The 18,619-nt window shown below is 64.1% G+C and carries 14 protein-coding genes; 3 read left to right on the top strand and 11 right to left on the bottom strand.

All coding sequences use genetic code 11. From position 1 onward, the window contains the following. Nucleotides 1-19: 19 nt before the first annotated feature. The 3 genes from PanNE5_RS17105 to phaC form a co-directional block, all read right to left on the bottom strand. Nucleotides 20-760 (bottom strand): 3-ketoacyl-ACP reductase, encoded by a 741-nt coding sequence (locus PanNE5_RS17105; RefSeq protein ID WP_026131972.1) that lies wholly within the window; start codon nt 758-760, stop codon nt 20-22. Between the two features lie 181 nt (nt 761-941). Then, nucleotides 942-2,123: an acetyl-CoA C-acetyltransferase gene (locus tag PanNE5_RS17100; RefSeq protein ID WP_261938455.1), complete on the bottom strand. Its 1,182-nt coding sequence runs from the start codon at nt 2,121-2,123 to the stop codon at nt 942-944. Nucleotides 2,124-2,184: 61 nt separating this feature from the next. Beyond that, nucleotides 2,185-4,035, bottom strand: coding sequence for a class I poly(R)-hydroxyalkanoic acid synthase (phaC, locus tag PanNE5_RS17095; protein ID WP_261938454.1), 1,851 nt, complete (start codon nt 4,033-4,035; stop codon nt 2,185-2,187). Nucleotides 4,036-4,229: 194 nt separating this feature from the next. Here phaC and PanNE5_RS17090 point away from each other — a divergent pair, with 194 nt between their 5' ends. Beyond that, nucleotides 4,230-4,475 (top strand): hypothetical protein, encoded by a 246-nt coding sequence (locus PanNE5_RS17090; protein ID WP_017234060.1) that lies wholly within the window; start codon nt 4,230-4,232, stop codon nt 4,473-4,475. Between the two features lie 38 nt (nt 4,476-4,513). Here PanNE5_RS17090 and pgeF read toward each other — a convergent pair whose 3' ends face one another. Together pgeF and PanNE5_RS17080 are read right to left on the bottom strand one after the other, a co-directional pair. Beyond that, on the bottom strand, nt 4,514-5,335 hold the full coding sequence (gene pgeF / locus PanNE5_RS17085; RefSeq protein ID WP_410007539.1) for a peptidoglycan editing factor PgeF: 822 nt from the start codon (nt 5,333-5,335) through the stop codon (nt 4,514-4,516). Further along, nucleotides 5,316-6,476, bottom strand: coding sequence for an RluA family pseudouridine synthase (locus PanNE5_RS17080; protein ID WP_261938453.1), 1,161 nt, complete (start codon nt 6,474-6,476; stop codon nt 5,316-5,318). Before PanNE5_RS17080 ends, pgeF begins: the two co-directional genes overlap by 20 nt. A 21-nt stretch (nt 6,477-6,497) precedes the next feature. Here PanNE5_RS17080 and PanNE5_RS17075 point away from each other — a divergent pair, with 21 nt between their 5' ends. Beyond that, on the top strand, nt 6,498-7,322 hold the full coding sequence (locus tag PanNE5_RS17075) for an outer membrane protein assembly factor BamD (protein ID WP_017234057.1): 825 nt from the start codon (nt 6,498-6,500) through the stop codon (nt 7,320-7,322). 114 nt (nt 7,323-7,436) lie between these two features. Here PanNE5_RS17075 and PanNE5_RS17070 read toward each other — a convergent pair whose 3' ends face one another. The 3 genes from PanNE5_RS17070 to PanNE5_RS17060 all read right to left on the bottom strand — a co-directional run bounded on the left by PanNE5_RS17070 (nt 7,437) and on the right by PanNE5_RS17060 (nt 10,872). Beyond that, nucleotides 7,437-9,695, bottom strand: coding sequence for an ATP-dependent DNA helicase (locus tag PanNE5_RS17070; protein ID WP_039830365.1), 2,259 nt, complete (start codon nt 9,693-9,695; stop codon nt 7,437-7,439). Between the two features lie 85 nt (nt 9,696-9,780). Next, a complete protein-coding gene (locus PanNE5_RS17065; RefSeq protein WP_017234055.1) occupies nt 9,781-9,984 on the bottom strand; it encodes a YdcH family protein in 204 nt (67 codons plus the stop codon). Nucleotides 9,985-10,029: 45 nt separating this feature from the next. Further along, nucleotides 10,030-10,872, bottom strand: a complete 843-nt coding sequence (locus PanNE5_RS17060; protein ID WP_261938452.1) for a hypothetical protein — start codon at nt 10,870-10,872, stop codon at nt 10,030-10,032. A 141-nt stretch (nt 10,873-11,013) separates the two neighbouring features. On the opposite strand from PanNE5_RS17060, the gene PanNE5_RS17055 reads away from it, so the two are divergent. Further along, entirely contained in the window at nt 11,014-13,365 is a 2,352-nt protein-coding gene (locus PanNE5_RS17055; protein WP_261938451.1) for a Tex family protein, read from the top strand. A 238-nt stretch (nt 13,366-13,603) separates the two neighbouring features. Here PanNE5_RS17055 and PanNE5_RS17050 read toward each other — a convergent pair whose 3' ends face one another. The 3 genes from PanNE5_RS17050 to PanNE5_RS17040 form a co-directional block, all read right to left on the bottom strand. Beyond that, nucleotides 13,604-15,496, bottom strand: coding sequence for a potassium transporter Kup (locus tag PanNE5_RS17050; RefSeq protein ID WP_039830364.1), 1,893 nt, complete (start codon nt 15,494-15,496; stop codon nt 13,604-13,606). Between the two features lie 414 nt (nt 15,497-15,910). Continuing rightward, the gene (locus PanNE5_RS17045) at nt 15,911-16,642 is read right to left on the bottom strand and encodes a DUF2968 domain-containing protein (RefSeq protein WP_083902309.1); all 732 of its coding nucleotides are present in this window, start codon (nt 16,640-16,642) and stop codon (nt 15,911-15,913) included. 439 nt (nt 16,643-17,081) lie between these two features. After that, nucleotides 17,082-18,497 (bottom strand): sigma 54-interacting transcriptional regulator, encoded by a 1,416-nt coding sequence (locus PanNE5_RS17040; RefSeq protein ID WP_261938450.1) that lies wholly within the window; start codon nt 18,495-18,497, stop codon nt 17,082-17,084. Between the last annotated feature and the right edge of the window lie 122 nt (nt 18,498-18,619).

Genomic DNA, 18,619 nt, shown 5'->3' with positions numbered 1-18,619 from the left:
CCCTACGCCCCGATCCCGCTTAGCCCATGTGCAGGCCACCGTTGAGCGAGAAATCCGCCCCCGTCGAGAAGCCGGAGTCTTCCGATGCCAACCACGCCACGATGGACCCGATCTCACCCGGTTCGCCCAGGCGCTTGACCGGAATCGTGGCCACGATCTTGTCCAGCACGTCCTGACGAATCGAGCGCACCATGTCCGTCCCGATATACCCCGGGGACACCGTGTTGACCGTGACGCCCTTGGTCGCCACTTCCTGTGCCAGCGACATCGTGAAGCCGTGGATACCGGCCTTGGCCGTCGAGTAGTTGGTCTGACCGAACTGCCCCTTTTGCCCGTTGACCGACGAAATGTTGATGATGCGGCCCCAACCACGCTCGCACATGCCCTCGATGACCTGCTTGGTCACGTTGAACAGGCTCGTGAGGTTGGTGTCGATGACGGCATCCCAGTCCTCGCGGGTCATCTTGCGGAAGACGACATCGCGCGTGATGCCCGCGTTGTTCACCAGCACGTCGACCTCGCCGACCTCGGCCTTGACCTTGTTGAACGCGGCCGTCGTGGATTCCCAGTCGCCAACGTTACCTTCGGACGCGATGAAGTCGAACCCCATCGCCTTCTGGTCTTCCAGCCACTTCACGCGGCGCGGCGAATTCGGCCCGCACCCCGCCACCACCTTGAAGCCATCCTTGTGCAGCCGCTGGCAAATGGACGTACCAATACCGCCCATCCCACCTGTCACATATGCAATGCGTTGAGTCATGGAAAGCTTCCCCCAAAATAGCGGCATCTCTGCCGCCTGTTGCGACTGCCAATTGACTGACGCACAAGCCGCGCGTTCCCGCGCGCGCCTTTCGTCTCCTGCCGACTTCAGCGTGCGCCCGTGCGCACTGCACGCACGGACGATACCGATTCGATTTTTTTCGAACGCTCGCCGATGCGCGTCAGACGCGCTCGAGCGCCAACGCGACGCCCATGCCACCGCCGATGCACAGCGATGCCAGGCCGCGACGCGCATCCCGGCGCGCCATCTCGTGCAGCAACGTCACGAGAATACGGCAGCCCGACGCCCCGATCGGGTGTCCGATGGCGATCGCACCACCGTTCACGTTGATCTTGGAAGTGTCCCAACCCATCTGCTGGTTCACGGCCAGTGCCTGCGCCGCGAAGGCTTCGTTGATTTCCATCAGGTCCAGATCGCTGGCCTTCCAACCCGCACGCGCGAGGCAACGCTGCGATGCCGGAACCGGGCCGATGCCCATCACCTTCGGATCCACGCCCGCGTTCGCGTACGCGACAATGCGCGCGAGTGGCGTAAGCCCCAGTTGCTCGGCGCGCTTGGCCGACATCACGACGACAGCGGCCGCGCCGTCGTTGATCCCCGACGCATTCGCCGCGGTCACCGTGCCGTCTTTCGCGAACGCGGGCTTCAGACTCGCGAGCGACTCAGCCGTCACGCCATGGCGAACGAATTCGTCGGTGTTGAACACCAGCGGATCGCCCTTGCGCTGCGGAATCAGGACCGGCACGATCTCGGCGTCGAAACGGCCCGCCTTTTGCGCGGCCTCGGCCTTGTTCTGCGAAGCGGCGGCGAATGCGTCCTGCATTTCGCGGGTGATGCCGTATTCCTTCGCGACGTTCTCCGCCGTGATGCCCATGTGGAACTGGTTGTACACGTCCCACAGGCCGTCGACGATCATCGTGTCGATCAGCTTGGCGTCGCCCATGCGGAAGCCGTCACGCGAGCCCGGCAGCACATGCGGCGCGGCGCTCATGTTCTCCTGCCCCCCCGCCACGACGATATCGGCCTCGCCCGCGGTGATCGCGTTCGCGGCGAGCATCACGGCCTTCAGGCCCGAGCCGCACACCTTGTTGATGGTCATGGCCGGCACCATCGCAGGCAGACCCGCCTTGATGGAAGCCTGTCGCGCCACGTTCTGACCCGAGCCGGCCGTGAGTACCTGACCCATGATGACTTCGCTCACGTCCTCGCCCTTGAGCTTGGCGCGCTTGAGCACCTCGTCGATCACGATGGCGCCCAGATCCGGCGCCGCCACCTTGGCGAGCGAGCCGCCAAATTTACCGACTGCGGTACGCGCAGCCGACACAATCACGATATCCGTCATGTCTCTTTCCTCGTTTCCAAATGAGTCGAACCCGCGGGGGATGCCCGTGGGTGCCGCCCGTTCAGGCCTTGGCCTTCACGTAGCGACCGGGCGCCGGTTCGATAGGGGCATAAACAACATTACCATACGCTTTTGGCGCCTTGACGCGTTTTCCTGCATAGCCTGCAAGCCACTCGCTCCAGTCGCTCCACCAACTGCCGGGGTGCTCCGTCGCGCCGGCCAGCCAGTCGTTGGCATCGGTACCCACGTCGTCGTTGCGCCAGTAGCTGCGCTTTTTCTTGGCCGGCGGATTGACCACGCCCGCGATGTGACCGGAAGCGCCCAGCACGAAGCGTCGCTCGCCGCCCAACAACGGCAGCGAACGGAACGCCGACGTCCACGGCACGATGTGATCCTCGCGTGAGCCGAACACATATGCCGGCGCGTCGATGGCGCCCAGATCCAAGGGCACGCCGCACGTCTGCACCGCACCCGGGCGCTTCAATTCGTTTTGCAAATAAAGATGGCGCAGATACCAGCAGAACATCGGCCCCGGCAGATTGGTGCCGTCACCGTTCCAGTAAAGCAGGTCGAACGGCTGGGGCGCATTGCCCTTCAGGTAGCTGTCGACCACATAATTCCAGACCAGATCGTTCGGGCGCAGGAACGAGAACGTATTCGCCAGCTCCACGCCACGCATGAGGCCCGGCGGATGCCCGGCGCCGCCGCCGATCGTCTGCTCGCGGAATTGCACATGCGGCTCGTCGATGAAGACGTCGAGCACGCCGGTATCGGAAAAGTCCAGCAGCGTGGTCAGCAAGGTCACGCTGGCGACCGGCGACTTGGCACCCTTCTGGCCCTTCGCGGCCAGCACGGCGAGCGCGGCGGAGAGCAGCGTGCCACCCACGCAGAAGCCGAGCGCATTGATCTGCGGTTGCCCGCTGATCTCACGCACCACGTCGATCGCGGCGATCGGCCCTTCGCCTACGTAGTCGTCCCAGGTCTTGTGAGCGAGCGATGCGTCGGGATTGCGCCAAGACACGACAAACACGGTATTGCCCTGCTCGATCGCATAGCGGATCAACGAGTTCTCCGGCTGCAGATCGAGGATGTAGTACTTGTTGATGCAAGGCGGCACGACGAGTAGCGGCCGCTGATGCACCGTTGGCGTGAGCGGCTTGTACTGGATGAGCTGGATCAGGTCGTTCTCGAAGACCACGGCGCCTTCGGTCGTCGCCACGTTGCGACCGACTTCGAACGCGGCCTCATCGGTTTGCGACACCTTGCCCTTGCCCATGTCGGCAAGCAGGTGCTGCATGCCGGTGAGCAGGCTGTCGCCTTTCGTTTGCACGAGGCGCTGCTGCGCGTCCGGATTGGTCGCGATGAAGTTGGCCGGCGAACTGGCCGCCACCCATTGCTCTACCGCAAACCGAATCCGCTCGCGCGTTTTCGCGTCGGCGTCGACCAGTTCGGCCATGCGCAGCAAGAAGCGTCCATTGAGCAAATACAGCGCCGCGGGCATCGCGTAGAACGGATTACGCCAACCGTCGCCCGCGAAGCGCCGGTCTCCCAAGGCCGGCGCCGTGTCCAGTCCGGGCTGCGTGAAGCTGGCAACAAGTTCGGAAAATTCGCGCGCATATTCCGTCTGAAGGGCATTCAGACGCGCCGGATCGACGTGCGGTGACGTCGGCGGCGGCAGGCTGCCGGCCTTGCCGATGAGATCGAAAAGCCCGGCGAACGGGTTTGCGGCGGACGGTGTCCCAGGGGCACCGGAGAATGACGAGCCGGCAGCCCCCGGCAGCGCCCCGAACAGTTGTTGGGCAGCCGTGAACCACTGCGACATGTCCTGAGCGGAGAGCGAAGCGGAGGGAAACTGCTTGGCGAACGAGGCGGCCAACGAGGCCGGATCGAAGTTGGCACTGGCGCGATTCATGATAGCCTGAGTGTCACGTTCGTTGCGTTCACGGGCCAGCGCCCGAAACGCGGCGGCACGCAGCGCTTGCTTAGCGATACGCCCCACCTGCGAAGCATTCTTGCGTGCGCGCGCAAGTGTGTCAATGCTTGCAGCGTCCGTCTTGCGTGCATTTTTCCGTCGCCCCACCTATTTTTGCCTGCGCGTTTGCCCCAATGCTGATCGTCATTCTTGGCTGGCTTTATGTCATTGCGATGGTCGCCATCACCGCGCCGTCCGTCGCACTGGGTATCGTCATCTTTGTCTGCGGTGGCCTCGCGCCGACGATGCTCTGTTTGTACATCGCAGGCGCCCGCCTCCGGCGTGCCCGCCCGCCGCGAACCGATGACGCCGTCGCGCAAGTCCCTTCATCGTCGGATCGCGACGCCTCACCGCGCTCGCCGCCCACGCCGTTGCCGTGACAGAACCCCGGACGGACTCGCTTGCGCGGTAATCGGCGTCAGGCCGTGCGCCACACGAGTGCCGCCATGCGACCCGTCGTCCGGTCGCGCCGGTAGGAATAAAATCGCGCCGGATCGCCGACCGTACACCATTGCCCGCCCGAGACCTGCGTCACGCCCTCACGGGCCAGTCGCAACCGTGCAAGCGCACACAAATCCGCCAACGACTTCCCCGCATCGGGATCGCCGTGCGGGACGAACGCAGACTGCGTCGCTTCACGCTCGTCCGGCGTTGCCGCGGCAAGAAACGCCTCACTCACCTCCCGGCCGACTTCGAACGCTTGGGGCCCAATGCAAGGGCCGAGCCACGCCAAGACCGGCGCATCGGCGTCGCCCTTCGGCAAGCGGGCTCGCAATGCCTGCACTGTCTGCTCGATCACCCCGGCGCACAGTCCGCGCCAGCCGGCATGCGCAGCGGCCACCGCACGCCCTTGCGCGTCGCACAGAAGCACCGGCAGGCAATCCGCCACCATGACGGTGCTCGCAAGGCCAATCTCGCTCGTCGCGCTGGCATCAGCCTGCAGCGGGTCGCCGGCATCGGCCGCCTCGAGCGCCGCGCGCGCATCGACCACACGCGGGCCGTGGATCTGCGCCACCCATGCCGACGGTACGCCCGTGCGCGACGCGAGCAACGCACGATTGATCCGCACGGCGGCCGGCTCGTCGTCCGCCTTGGCCCCCAGGTTGAACGTGGCTTGCGGCCCTTGACTCACGCCGCCCGCGCGCGTCGTGAAGACGGCGCGAACGTTGGCCGGAGCGGGCCAGTCGGGGACGATCCAGTCCGCGGGCATCAGGTCTGACTCAGGCAGGGAAGAAGTCATCGAGCGAATCGGGGAGCGTTGAAAAATCGAACTCGAGCCCGAGCGCGGCCACGAGCGCACGCAGGTCATCCGGCAAAGGTGCCTGCCAGTGCACGAGACGGCCATCCTCGGGATGAATCAACCCCAATCGCCAGGCATGCAGCGCCTGACGCGCAAAATCGCCCGGCAACATCGGTCGTTTGTGACGGGGTTTGTAGAGGGGATCGCCCAACAGCGCATGGCCGAGGTGCGAGAGATGAACGCGGATCTGGTGTGTGCGCCCCGTATCGAGCGAGCAAAGCACGAGCGACACCGGGGAACCTTCCCATTCTGCGCTGGCGACCGTCACGACGCGCGTGCGCGCCGGCTTACCGCCCTGCCCGGGCACGACCGCCATGCGAGTGCGCTCACGCGGGTCGCGACCGATGGGAGCGTCCACGACCGTGCGCTGCGGCGGGCGTCCCCACACCAGCGCGGCGTAATGGCGTTTGACGGTGCGGGCCTGCAACTGGCGCACCAGATCGGTTTGCGCCACCAGTGTGCGCGCCACGACCATCAGGCCCGACGTCTCCTTGTCGAGCCGGTGAACGATACCGGCGCGCGGCAGATCGGCGGCCGCTTGGCCATAGCGATACAACAGACCGTTGAGCAAGGTGCCGGACCAGTTACCCGCCGCCGGATGCACGACCAGGCCCGCCGGCTTGTTGAATACGGCCAGTGTTGCGTCTTCGTAGACGGCGTCGAGCGGCACCGGCTCGGGGGCAAACGCGAGTTGATCGGGCAGTGGTGCCGGCGTGATGACGACGGCCTCGCCGCCCGCCACTTTCTGGCGCACCTTGGCGGCCTCGCCGTCGAGCGTGACGCGGCCGTCTTCGACCCACGCCTGCAACCGGCTACGGGAGTATTCGGGAAAACATTGCGCGAGCGCCTTGTCCAGTCGCTCCCCGGCCAGCGACTCGGGTAAGGTGGCGCCAAGCGGCGCGCTGACGCCAGCCCCGCCCGACAAGGCGGAACCGGATAAGGGAGCACCGGGAGGGGCGCCGTCGGCTGCCGTTGGAAAAGCCTCAGAAAGCGAATCGAGGTCGTCGTCAGACGAATCCTCTGCATTTTCCGTGGCAAATGAGGCGGTTACGCTATAATCCGGCAGAATTGAATGGGTCATCGAGAAGTGAAGCTAACGAGCATGCAAGCCCTGAAACTTGTCAAACACCTGACGCTGGCCGCAATCGTGGTCGGCAGCCTTGCCGCCTGCGGCATTCTGCCGGAGAAGGTCGACGAAACGGCCGGCTGGTCGACGAACAAATTATACTCGGAAGCCAAGGACAGCTTCGATAGCGGCGACTACACGAAGGCCGCCAAGTACTACGAGCTGCTCGAAGGGCGCGATCCGTTCGGCCCGCACGCACAGCAAGCGCAGATCAACACGGCCTACTCCTATTACAAGGACAACGAACCGGCGCAGGCCCTCACCGCCATCGACCGCTTCATCCGCCTGCATCCGGACAGCCCGTCGATCGATTACGCCTATTACCTCAAGGGACTGATCAACTTCAATGACGACCTGGGCCTGTTCGGCCGCTTCTCGGGACAGGATCTCAGCGAGCGCGATCCGAAGGCACTGCGCGCGGCTTACGACAGCTTCAAATACCTGGTCGAGCATTATCCGAGCAGCAAGTACGCCAACGACGCCGCGCTGCGCATGCGCTACGCCGTCAACGCCATGGCCGCCCACGAAGTGCATGCCGCCGAGTACTACTATCGTCGCGGTGCGTACCTGGCGGCCGTGAATCGCGCACAAAGCGCGCTGAAGGACTACGATCAGGCACCGGCGCTCGAAGATGCGCTGGGCATCATGATCAAGTCGTACGACAAACTCGGCATGACCGAACTGCGTGACGACGCTCGCCGCGTGATGGAAAAGACCTATCCGAAGAGCGGTTATCTGACAGTCGGCCATCGCACCGACACCAGCGGCGACAAGAAGTCCTGGTGGCAGCTCTGGCGGTGAACGTCGCTTCGGTCTGCCCCATCGAAAAGCCCTCGCTCGCGCGAGGGCTTTTTTGTTTTGGTGCGTGATGCGCCAGTTCGAGTCCGGCGAATGCCGCGGCAATGCATCGGTGTGTCAGTCACCCGCGTCGGCGGCGATCTCATCGAAGAAGCCGCGCACAATGGGTAGCTCGCGCGTGCGCTTGAACGGCGGCAGGCTCTGCCAGATCCGGCGGCCGTACGGCTTGTCGACCAGACGCGGATCGCAAATCATCAACACACCACGATCGAGTTCAGAACGAATCAACCGCCCCGCGCCCTGTTTGAGCGTGATGACCGCCTGCGGCAACTGATGCACGGCGAACGGGCTGAGCCCCTTCTTCGTGAGCGCGTCGAGCCGCGCGGCCAGCACCGGGTCATCCGGCGGCGCGAACGGCAATTTGTCGATGATGACAAGCGAGAGCGCCTCGCCGCGCACGTCGACCCCTTCCCAGAAACTCTGACTGCCGATGAGCACGGCGTTGCCAAGCGCGCGAAACCGATCGAGCAGTTCGGTGCGGCTCGCCTCGCCCTGCACGAGCAGCGGATACGGCCAGCCACGGCGGTCGAACTCCTCACGCAGACGTTCCGCGGCGCGGTTGACCGCGCGCAACGTCGTACACAGGACAAACGCCCGGCCACCACTCACTTCGAGCACCGGCAAGGCGGCGTCGAGCACGGCGTCGGTGAAGCCCGGCGCTGACGGCTGTGGCAATCCGCGTGGCACGTACAGCAGACTCTGATTCGGATAATCGAAGGGGCTAGCGAGCGTGAGCGACTTGCCCGCATCGAGCCCCAACTGCGCCGCATAGTGCATGAAATTGCCCTTCACCGACAACGTAGCTGACGTGAAGATCCAGGCCCGCGGCGCTCCGGCACGCTGTTTCGAGAAGATCGGCGCAATCGAAAGCGGCGTCTGATGCAACTGAACCGCCTGAGAGAACACCTCGATCCAGCGTACCGTCTCCGGGGGCGTGTAGTTTTTTTCCGCCGCCCCCTCGTCCGTCGAAGTGCCCGATGCCTTCGCGTCGGCCGCCAGCCGCGCAGCTTCCGCCTCGCGCGCCTTGGCCGCCTTTTCGCGTTTGCCGTCGGTGACACGCGGTGCATCCGGATCCAGCAGCGGCAGCGGCGACTCGCCTGGCACGGGCGGCGTTGCCCCGGTCTGCCAACGTTCCAACTGCTGATGCAACTCCAGCGCGCGACGCAAGCAAGTCCCCAAGGCTTCGGCTCGCTCGGACTGGTGCTGGAGCGTCTCGATCATGTCTTGCAATGCGACGTCCACGCTATCGAGCGCGCCGAACAACTCGTGATCGTCGGCCAATTGTGCGACCGACATCCGCGTATTGTCCTGCCCGAAGGTCAAACGCACATCGCGCGCCGCCCGCTCGAGGTTCGCACCGAGTTTGACCCAGTCTGCCGCATCGCGCGCATGAATCAGCCCCTCAGCCACGCAGTCGCGCGCCAGTTCGAGCATCTGCCCGGTCGAGACCGTCTCACCGAAGAACAGCGTGGCGGTCTCGGGCAACTGATGCGCTTCGTCGAAGATGACCGTGTTCGCGCTCGGCAGCAGCTCGGCCATCCCCGTGTCGCGCAACATCACGTCCGCAAAAAAGAGGTGATGATTGACGACCACGAGATCCGCCTGCTGCGCTTCCTTGCGCGCCTGCATCACGAAGCAATCCTTGTAGCGCGGGCATTCCTGACCCAGACAGTTGTCGCGGGTGGACGTGACTTGCGCCCAGATGGGCGCATTCTCCGGCACCGAGGCCAGTTCCGCCTTGTCGCCACTGTGCGTGATTTGCGCGAACGTCGTGATCTCGCGCAACTGGGCCGCTTCATGACGTGACGCGAAGCGTCCTTCCTGCTGGGCGCGCTCGAGATAGTAATGACAGAGGTAATTCGCGCGCCCTTTGAGCATGGCCACCGTCACCGGCACCGCGAGCGCCTTGCGCACCGTGGGAATGTCGCGCGCGAAAATCTGATCCTGCAAGTGCTTGGTGCCGGTCGAGATGATTGTCTTGCCGCCCCACAGCATGGCGGGCACGAGATACGCGTAGGTCTTGCCGGTGCCGGTACCGGCCTCGGCAATCAGCGTGTCGTGCGTGTCCATTGCGGCGGCCACGGCGCGCGCCATCTCGGTCTGCGGTTCACGCGAGCGATAACCGTCGATCGTGCGCGCCAGCATCCCGCCGTCGCCGAAGATCTCTTGCAACTCGCGCTCGCGCTTGGCGGCAAGCGGCTTGAGTCCATAGAACGTGGGCGTCTCGGCGGGGCTCGGGGAGATGTCAGGGAAATCGCTGGAGGCGGCGGAATCGGTCAAAACGGCAGGAAAACTCAAAGGTGCCGCGCATCGCATCGAGTGGATTCGCGACGCCGGCAATGAAAAAAGCAATCGCGCCGACGGTCGGACGCGTGTCGCAAACGTTGCGTGGGACGCCCGCTCAGGCGGGCTGGTCCGGCATTTGCTGCACTTGCAGCAGGGTGATCGTGTCCTTGATTTTCAAACGGCGCTTCTTGAGCCGTGTGACCCGGAGTTCGTCGTACGCCGGTTCCGTCAGCAACTTGTCGATCAGGAAGTCGAGATCGCGGTGTTCGATCTGCAACTCGATGATGCGGCGCCCGACGGAGTGAAGATCCTGCTGCATCGTGCTCACTCTCCTGCGACTCTCAAAAGATTCCGGGGCTGGCGTTCACTGCCCCGGCAACGGCTTCTGTGCCGGCGAACTGCCCGATTGCGACTCGTTGCGGCGCGCATCCGACTTCTTCTGGCGCTCGATGGCGTCCTGCTGCTTCTGATTGAACTTGCGCACGTTGTCTTCGCGCTCAGCCGCTTTTTGCGCCGCCGTCGCCTTCGCGTCGTCGAGCTTCTGCTGTTGACCGGACTGCTTGGCATTGTACTGCTCGGCGTTGGCGGCACGCTGCGGCGCCTCTCCGGTACGCTCGGTCACACGCTGCTGATACTCGGCCTGCTTGGTCTGATAGTTGGATACGTTCTGCGCACGCTCCGCCGCGCGCTGCGGCGCTTCGGCCGCGGTTTGCGCCCGCTTCTCGGCCAGACGCTCGTCACGCTCCTGCGCCCGCGCCTTGCGCTCCTGGTCTTCCAGCACCAGCCGTTGGCTGCGAACGGCCTTGAGGGCCGCGCGTTGATCGTCACGCGCGTTGTCGATGCAGTAATTCACGAAGAACTTCGACGCACACTCGTACTTCGCCTGTTCGAAGCGATAGTCGATCCAGGCGCGCTGCCGATCGAGCACCGCACGGCGGCCGGCGAAGTCGTCATCAGCGGGGTGCAGATCGAGGGCGTCGTCGTACGCGACCGGCTTGTCATCTTCGGCGATGGCGGCACTCGCCGCACTGGCCGGCGACGGTGTGCGATCGGCCGTGGCATCGAACGGCACCTTCGGCACGCGAAGCTGTTCGGTCGTGCGTCCTGCGGCCTCGGTCGCCGAGAGCCCCTGCGCGAACGACGTGCCAGGCACGACGGCGGCCGCCGTCACGATGCCGAACGCGCCCACCGCGGCATGGCGACACAAAGACTGGCGCGAAAACAATTTTGCGAAGGAAATCATGAGGTTGAGCAGAGTGATGCCAAATTTTAACATTGCCTGCCCGGACGCGCCCGCGGTTTATGGCAAAATGCCCCGCTCCTGGCACTTGGGTAACTCGCAACACTCATGACGCAAAACGTAGCCCTTCAGATCGTTCAACGCATCGCCGACGAACTCAACGTGCAGCCGCGTCAGGTGGCCGCCGCCGTGCAACTGCTCGACGAAGGCGCCACCGTGCCCTTCATCGCTCGCTACCGCAAGGAAGTCACCGACAACCTCGATGACACGCAGTTGCGTACGCTCGAAGAACGCCTGCTTTATCTCCGCGAGCTGGAAGAGCGCCGCGCGGCGATCCTCGCGAACATCGACGAGCAAGGCAAGCTGACCGACGAGCTGCGCACCGCCATCGAGGCGGCCGACACGAAGCAGACGCTCGAAGACCTCTATCTCCCGTACAAGCAAAAGCGGCGCACGCGCGCGCAAATCGCCCGCGAAGCCGGCCTCGAACCGCTCGCGCAGGCCTTGCTTGCCGACCCGACACTCGACCCGCAGGCCGAGGCGGCAAAGTTCGTCGATGTCGAAAAAGGCGTGGCGGACGTCAAGGCTGCGCTCGACGGCGCCCGCGACATCCTGTCAGAACAATTCGGCGAAACGGCCGAGTTGCTCGGCAAGCTGCGCGACTATCTGTGGCATCAGGGCGTCGTGTCGTCGAAGGTCGTCGAAGGCAAGGAAAGCGAGGAAGGCGAGAAATTCCGCGACTATTACGACTACGCCGAGCCGATCGCCGCCGTGCCGTCACATCGCGCACTGGCCCTCTTCCGCGGCCGTAACCTCGGCATTCTGATGGTCAAGCTGGGCCTTGGCGAGGAACTCGACACGCAAATCCCGCATCCGTGCGAAGGCGTGATTGCCGGGCACTTCGGCATTCGCCAGCAGAACCGCGCCGCCGACAAGTGGCTAGGCGATGTCTGCCGTTGGTGCTGGCGCGTAAAGGTGCAGCCGCATCTCGAATCGGAACTGCTCACGCAAATTCGCGAGAGTGCCGAGAGCGAAGCCATTCGCGTGTTCGCTCGCAACCTCAAGGCGCTGTTGCTCGCCGCGCCGGCCGGTCAGAAGGGCGTGATCGGTCTGGACCCGGGCCTGCGGACCGGCGTGAAGGTGGCCGTGGTCGATCGCACCGGCAAGGTGCTGGGCACCGACACCATCTACCCGCACGAACCGCGCCGCGATTGGGACGGCTCGCTCTCGCGACTCGCCAAGATCGCCGCTGCCACCGGGGCGGAACTCGTGAGTATCGGCAACGGTACGGCCTCGCGCGAGACGGACAAGCTTGCGCTGGAGTTGATCAAGCGCCATCCCGAGCTCAAGCTTCAGAAAATCGTGGTCTCGGAAGCCGGGGCCTCGGTGTACTCGGCGTCGGAATTCGCTGCGAAGGAATTCCCCGACCTCGACGTGTCGCTGCGCGGCGCGGTGTCGATCGCCCGCCGCTTGCAAGATCCGCTGGCCGAACTCGTCAAGATCGAGCCGAAGGCCATCGGCGTGGGCCAGTATCAGCATGACGTGAACCAGCGCGAGCTGGCGCGCATGCTCGACGCCGTGGTCGAAGACTGTGTGAACGCCGTGGGCGTGGACGTCAATACCGCTTCGGCACCGCTGCTCGCACGCGTCTCGGGCCTGAACGGCACGCTTGCAAAGAACATCGTGGACTTCCGCGACAGCAACGGCCCGTTCCCGAATCGCGAAGCGCTCAAGAAAGTGCCGCGCCTGGGCGACAAGACCTTCGAGCAGGCCGCCGGCTTCCTGCGCGTGACCGGCGGCGACAATCCGCTGGATCGGTCGTCGGTCCACCCGGAAGCGTATCCGGTCGTCGAACGCATTCTGGCGAAGATCAAGAAGAGCATTGGCGACGTGATGGGCAACGGCTCGATCGTGCGCAGTGTCTCGGCGACCGAATTCGTCGACGAGCGTTTCGGTCTGCCAACCGTCAAGGATATCCTGACCGAACTCGAGAAGCCGGGCCGCGATCCGCGACCGGAGTTCAAGACGGCGACGTTCCAGGAGGGGGTCGAAAAGCTCACCGACCTCAAGCCGGGCATGCAGCTCGAAGGCGTGGTGACAAACGTGGCGGCCTTCGGTGCGTTCATCGACATTGGCGTGCATCAGGACGGCCTGGTGCACGTCTCGGCGATGTCGACGAAGTTCATCAAGGATCCGCACGAGGTCGTGAAGGCCGGCGACATCGTGAAGGTGAAAGTGCTCGAAGTCGATCCGCGCCGCCAGCGCATCTCGCTCACGATGCGCCTGAACGACGACCTGCCGGTGGCGGGGGCGACCGATCGTCCGAGCAGTAGCGGCGGTGGCGCACGCAGCGGCAACGGTGGCAATGGCGGCGGCCAACGTGGCGGCGGCGGTCAACGTCAGCGTGAACCGGAGACGGTGAACGCCATGGCAGCCGCGTTCGCCAAGCTCAAGCGCTAAGTCGAGCCCCAGCGCTCACGAGTCCGACGCACGCGCAAGCGTTACCTCGCGCCGCGTCCCGTCTCGTTGCGACCGGCCCGCCCTCTCCGGAAGGCGGGCTTTTTTTCGGTCCGCCAAAACGCCAAACCCCCAAGGGCTGGCGGCCTCGCCAATCCTTGGGGGTTCGTTGCATCGAGTTCACGCACGGCCATGTCAAACGGCGCAGCGTGCCCGGCCCCTCAGGGCACGGGACTCGCCGTCAGATTTCGATCTTGGTCCCCAGTTCGACCACGCGGTTCGCGGGAATGCTGAAGAAGTCGGTCGGCTTGGCGGCGTTCTGGTGCATCCATGCGAACAGACGTTCGCGCCAGATCGACATGCCCGGCAACTTGGTCGGCACCACCGTCTCGCGCGCGAGGAAGAACGACGTGTCCATCAGCTCGAAGTGCATGTCCGTCTTGCCCTCGAGCAAATTCAGGACTTCCTTGACGTCGGGCGTCTCGTTGAAACCGAACGTTGCGACTACGCTGAACAAGCCGCCGGAGTGATCCTGGACCTCGATGCGATTGAGATCTTCGACATACGGCACATCGACCGTGCGGAAGGTAAGGAAGATCGTGCGCTCGTGCAGGATGCGGTTGTGCTTGAGGTTGTGCAGCAAGCTCACCGGCACTTGCGTGTTGCCGCCCGTCAGGTAGATGGCGGTGCCCGCCACGCGATGCGGCGGATGCGCGAGCAACCCCTGCAAGAACGGCGCGAGCGGAATCCCGTCGGCGGCCGTGCGCTCACGCAGCAATTGGCGCCCCTTGTGCCAGGTCATCAGCATGAAGAACAGGAAAGCCCCCAGCGCTAGCGGCAGCCATCCGCCCTCTTCCACCTTGATCAGGTTCGCGCCGAAGAAGGCGAAGTCAACCACGAGGAAGCCGGTGATGATCAACGCCACCAGGAACTTGTTCCAGTTCCAGACCTTGACCATGACGACGCACGCCAGAATGGTCGTGATGACCATCGTCGTGGTCACGGCAATACCGTACGCGGCCGCGAGATTGCTCGACGACTTGAAGGCCAGCACGATCCAGATGATCACCAGCAACAGCGCCCAGTTGATCACCGGCATGTAGATCTGGCCGATTTCGCGATCTGACGTATGCAGGATCTTCATACGCGGGACATAGCCGAGCTGAATGGCCTGACTGGTCAGCGAGAATGCGCCGGAAATCACCGCCTGCGAAGCGATCACGGTCGCCGCCGTTGCCACCATCACCAACGGCACCAGCGCCCAGTCCGGGGCCATCAGGAAGAACGGGTTTTCGATGGCCTTTGGCGTCGTCAGCAGCAATGCCCCCTGGCCGAAGTAATTCAGTGTCAACGCCGGGAACACGAGGAGCGACCACGCAAATCGGATGGGCCGAATGCCGAAATGCCCCATGTCCGCATAGAGCGCCTCGGCCCCGGTCAACACCAGGAACACCGAGCCGAGCACGATATAGGCTTGCAGGGCGTGCGTATGGATGAAGCGGATGCCGTAATACGGGTTGATCGCCTGAACGATCTCGGGCGCGGCGATGATGTTGTACACGCCGAGCACGCCGAGAATCACAAACCAGATGACCATGACCGGGCCGAAAAGGCGTCCGACCTTGGCCGTGCCTGACTTCTGCATCCAGAACAGAACGATCAGGATGACGATGGTGATCGGCAGCACGAAGCGCGCGAGCGACGGGGCGGCAATCTCTAGCCCCTCGACCGCCGACAGCACGGAAATGGCCGGCGTGATGACCGCATCGCCATAGAACATACAGGCGCCGAACATGCCCAGCATCATCAGCACCGCCGCCCATCGGCTGCCGCTCCGCACGCTGCGCAGGCTGAGCGCCATGAGCGCGAGCACGCCGCCCTCGCCGCGGTTGTCCGCGCGCATCACGAACAGCACATACTTCAAGGAAACGACAATCACCAGGGCCCAGAACAGCAGCGAGATGATGCCGAACACAGCTTGCTGGGTAAACGGAATGCCGTGTTGCGGATCGAAACATTCCTTGAGCGCATAGAGCGGACTGGTGCCGATATCGCCGAAGACCACGCCGATGGCCGCCACCATGAGCGCGGGCAAAGCCTGAGGGCGCTGCCCGTGTCGTATGTTTTGCGTCATAAGGTTTGGGTAATCGCTTTATTGCGCTGCACAAAATGGGCGCTATTCTAACTGGGCGCCGGTTCCCTCGCCAGTCCGGACAGGTGCTGAGTGCCGGACGTCTGACATGGCAGGCTACGCTAGGATAATTCGAGCCGTGCGCCGTGACCAGTGCGGCGCGACAAGGGTTTTGCCACCCCGGCGCACCCTGGGATTGGGCGAGCGGCGCCGCGTTTCGAGTTGCAAATGCGCGACATATGCCCGGCATGCGCATTCACGAGTCGACAGCCCCGCCAATTGCGTGTACCGGTGCACCACGCACGACACCGCCGCCGGCGGCGAAGCGCTGGCGCGGCGGCCCATAAAAAAACCGCCCGAAGGCGGTTTTCCCAGCATTTGAGCCGTCGACCGAACGATGTCCGGCAGGTCATCGCCTTAACGATGACGCGTTGCCTTGCCGCGATGGGCGGGGCTCTTGACCGAGCGCACGAGGCTCGAATCGGCACTGTTCTGCTCGGCTTCAAGCGAGCGGATCTGGCCTTGCAGGTCGTTCAGGCGCAGACGCGCTGCGGTACGTTCGGTTTCCAGTGCCGAGGCCTGTTCGCGCACTGCCTGCTGGTTCTCGGCCAGCGCCTGTTCCTGCTGGCGTTGAATCGTCAGGTCGTTCTGCACCGCGTTCAGGCGCGCTTCACTCGCGGCGAGCTGGCGCTCCATCAGCGCCTTTTGCGCTTCGAGCTTGATGCGACGGATTTCGACGTCGGCGAGCACCTGCGTCTGGCGCACGAAGTCGCCATAAAGTGCTTCCGCCTTCTTCTCGTTGCCGAGCTTCACGACGCGCCAGAACTGGCCCTCATGGAACAGTGCGACGTAATAGCCCAGCGTCTGCGGATAGAACAACAGGCTCGCGCCATAGCGGCCGTTGTAAGTTGTGCGAAGTTCGGAGACTTCCTTGTTCTGAATGCGATCGCGCAGTTCCTGGATCGTCCCCGAGGCCGCCGCCGGCGCGTTGGCCGACTGCGCAGGCACTGTCGGCGCCGCAAGTTGGGCAGGCGATGCGCCCGTCACGTCCTTCACTGCGTCCGCCGCCCCCGCTGGCGTTCCCCAGGCTGCCAGGCATGCCACCCCCACGCCCAACCAATACCGCCCCCGGCAATCACTGATTTTCATCTGATCTGTTTTCCTCTTATCGACCGGACCGTTTCACGATCCTTGTTCGCCGCATTCGTTCGCCCCTCCGGACTCCGCCCCGAGGATCTGAGACCTGCGTATTTGTGGAATGATAACCGCACGCCCGCAATAGCCGCCAATTCTATCCATTGACGCGCCCGCTTCCAAGCGCCGAATGCGTTATTGTGCCCGCCTGAATTCATCTGTTGATACCGCGCAACTCCACACACCGTGCGAGTTCTCCTGGACGGAACTTCGATGTCAGACAAATCCCGTCATTTAGGGACGAATCGAGGAATTGCCCACGCAACACGCGGCGATATCGGGGCACGATCCCATGGCGAGGAGCGGATGGCATCTCTCGGACCGCCGCTGGCTTTTCAGTCGTTTCCTTCGGTTTTCCAACCAGGCGCGCCGAATGCCGTCCGGTCACGGCGCACTAGCGATCGCTACCGGTGCCCGCCTCGAACTCGCCGGCCAGTTCCGAATCGTTGCCAACGATCTGATACTTGCGCATTTTTTCCCACAGCACCTTGCGGCTGATGCCCAGGGCATTGGCGGTGTCCTGGCGTCGCCAGCCGTTGGCGTCGAGCGACGCGACGATGCGTGCGCGTTCGGTGGCATCCCAACGGGCGCGATCGGTGAGCACCGCGCCTCGTGCGCCGTCATCACTGCGTGAGGGGGTGCCCATGGAAAGCGCGTCGAAAATCGGGCGGATGCGCCGCTCGTCCCAGCCCCCCAATTGCCGATAGATGATGCCGACACGCTCGGCGATGTTGCGCATTTCACGCACGTTGCCGGGAAACACCCCGCCCTCGACCAGTTCGCGCAGCCACGGCGGCACTTGCGCGCCGACCTCGCTGTCGCCGACGACCTTGCCGAGATAGGCCGTGAAAACGGCGAGCTTGTCGACGGGGCCGCGCTCCTCGAGACTCGGGATATGCAACTCGATCACGGCGAGACGGTAGAACAGGTCGGCACGGAACAGTTCGTCGCGCACCATCGTCTTGAGGTGCTTATTGGTCGCCGCCACGAGCCGAAAGTCGAGCTTCACGGGTTGCGCCGACCCCAGACGCGTCACCGCGCTGTCCTCCAGCACCCGCAACAGCTTGACCTGCTGATACAACGGCAGATCGCCGATTTCGTCGAGGAAGAGCGTGCCGTCGTTGGCCTGCTCGAAATAGCCTTTGTGCGAATAGAGCGCCCCCGTAAACGCACCTTTGGCGTGGCCGAAGAAATGCGACTCGAACAGGCCATCGGGAATCGCACCGCAGTTCACGGCCACGAAGGGGCCTTGCCCGTAATGACTTTGCTTGTCGTGCAGCAGGCGCGCGATGCGCTCTTTGCCCACCCCAGTCTCGCCGTGAATGAGCACGTTCGAATCACAATCGGCGAAGGCGTCGACCTCCGCGAGCAAGCCCAGCATGGCGCTCGACTGCGCAACCAGCGGGTCCACCGGCGCGGGGGCGCGGTCGGCTTCCGCGATGGCGCCCGAGAGTTTGAAGATGAGCGTGCGCAATTCCGCGCCGGAGAAGTCGAGCGTGAGGATATTGCTGTACTCGGGCGGATAGACGCGCGGATCGTTCTCGCGCGGCGTGGTCGCGACCCAGATGACAGGCATGCCGTGGCCCAACTGCCACTCCTGGGCATTGGTCGATGCGCCTTCGATCACCGACACGCTGACCACGGCGATGGATGGACGCGCCTTGGTGCGCTCGCGCGAGAGGTCGACGCCGTCGGCACGAATGACTTCCATGTCGAAGCTCGCGAGGCAATGCGCGACGCGGTCGGCAATGTCCGACTTGCCCTCCCACACGTACACATCGAGATCTTCACGTACTGGCTTGCTTTTCATGCTTGTCCGCTGGTTGCCGGTCGCGCCAGGCGCCCGTCATGGTGAATTTCAGTCCTGATATCCGTCGCCCGCTGTGGGGCCTCGCTGTTCCGCTCCTGTTCCGGTTCGCTTGCGCGATCGTG

It is taken from the genome of Pandoraea sp. NE5 (genome assembly GCF_024363545.1).
GTDB classification, from domain to species: domain Bacteria; phylum Pseudomonadota; class Gammaproteobacteria; order Burkholderiales; family Burkholderiaceae; genus Pandoraea; species Pandoraea cepalis.
This window is presented reverse-complemented; position numbering and strand designations above follow the sequence as displayed.

Bases quoted from the DNA above. Each gene is read 5' to 3' on its own strand.
- PanNE5_RS17070 (WP_039830365.1), bottom strand. From the start codon at position 9,695: ATGCGATGCGCGGCACCTTTGAGTTTTCCTGCCGTTTTGACCGATTCC.
- PanNE5_RS17040 (WP_261938450.1), bottom strand. From the start codon at position 18,497: ATGAAAAGCAAGCCAGTACGTGAAGATCTCGATGTGTACGTGTGGGAG.
- pgeF (WP_410007539.1), bottom strand. From the start codon at position 5,335: ATGACTTCTTCCCTGCCTGAGTCAGACCTGATGCCCGCGGACTGGATC.
- PanNE5_RS17045 (WP_083902309.1), bottom strand. From the start codon at position 16,642: ATGAAAATCAGTGATTGCCGGGGGCGGTATTGGTTGGGCGTGGGGGTG.
- PanNE5_RS17090 (WP_017234060.1), top strand. From the start codon at position 4,230: ATGCTGATCGTCATTCTTGGCTGGCTTTATGTCATTGCGATGGTCGCC.
- PanNE5_RS17080 (WP_261938453.1), bottom strand. From the start codon at position 6,476: ATGACCCATTCAATTCTGCCGGATTATAGCGTAACCGCCTCATTTGCC.
- PanNE5_RS17055 (WP_261938451.1), top strand. From the start codon at position 11,014: ATGACGCAAAACGTAGCCCTTCAGATCGTTCAACGCATCGCCGACGAA.
- PanNE5_RS17105 (WP_026131972.1), bottom strand. From the start codon at position 760: ATGACTCAACGCATTGCATATGTGACAGGTGGGATGGGCGGTATTGGT.
- PanNE5_RS17050 (WP_039830364.1), bottom strand. From the start codon at position 15,496: ATGACGCAAAACATACGACACGGGCAGCGCCCTCAGGCTTTGCCCGCG.
- PanNE5_RS17065 (WP_017234055.1), bottom strand. From the start codon at position 9,984: ATGCAGCAGGATCTTCACTCCGTCGGGCGCCGCATCATCGAGTTGCAG.
- PanNE5_RS17075 (WP_017234057.1), top strand. From the start codon at position 6,498: ATGCAAGCCCTGAAACTTGTCAAACACCTGACGCTGGCCGCAATCGTG.
- phaC (WP_261938454.1), bottom strand. From the start codon at position 4,035: ATGAATCGCGCCAGTGCCAACTTCGATCCGGCCTCGTTGGCCGCCTCG.
- PanNE5_RS17100 (WP_261938455.1), bottom strand. From the start codon at position 2,123: ATGACGGATATCGTGATTGTGTCGGCTGCGCGTACCGCAGTCGGTAAA.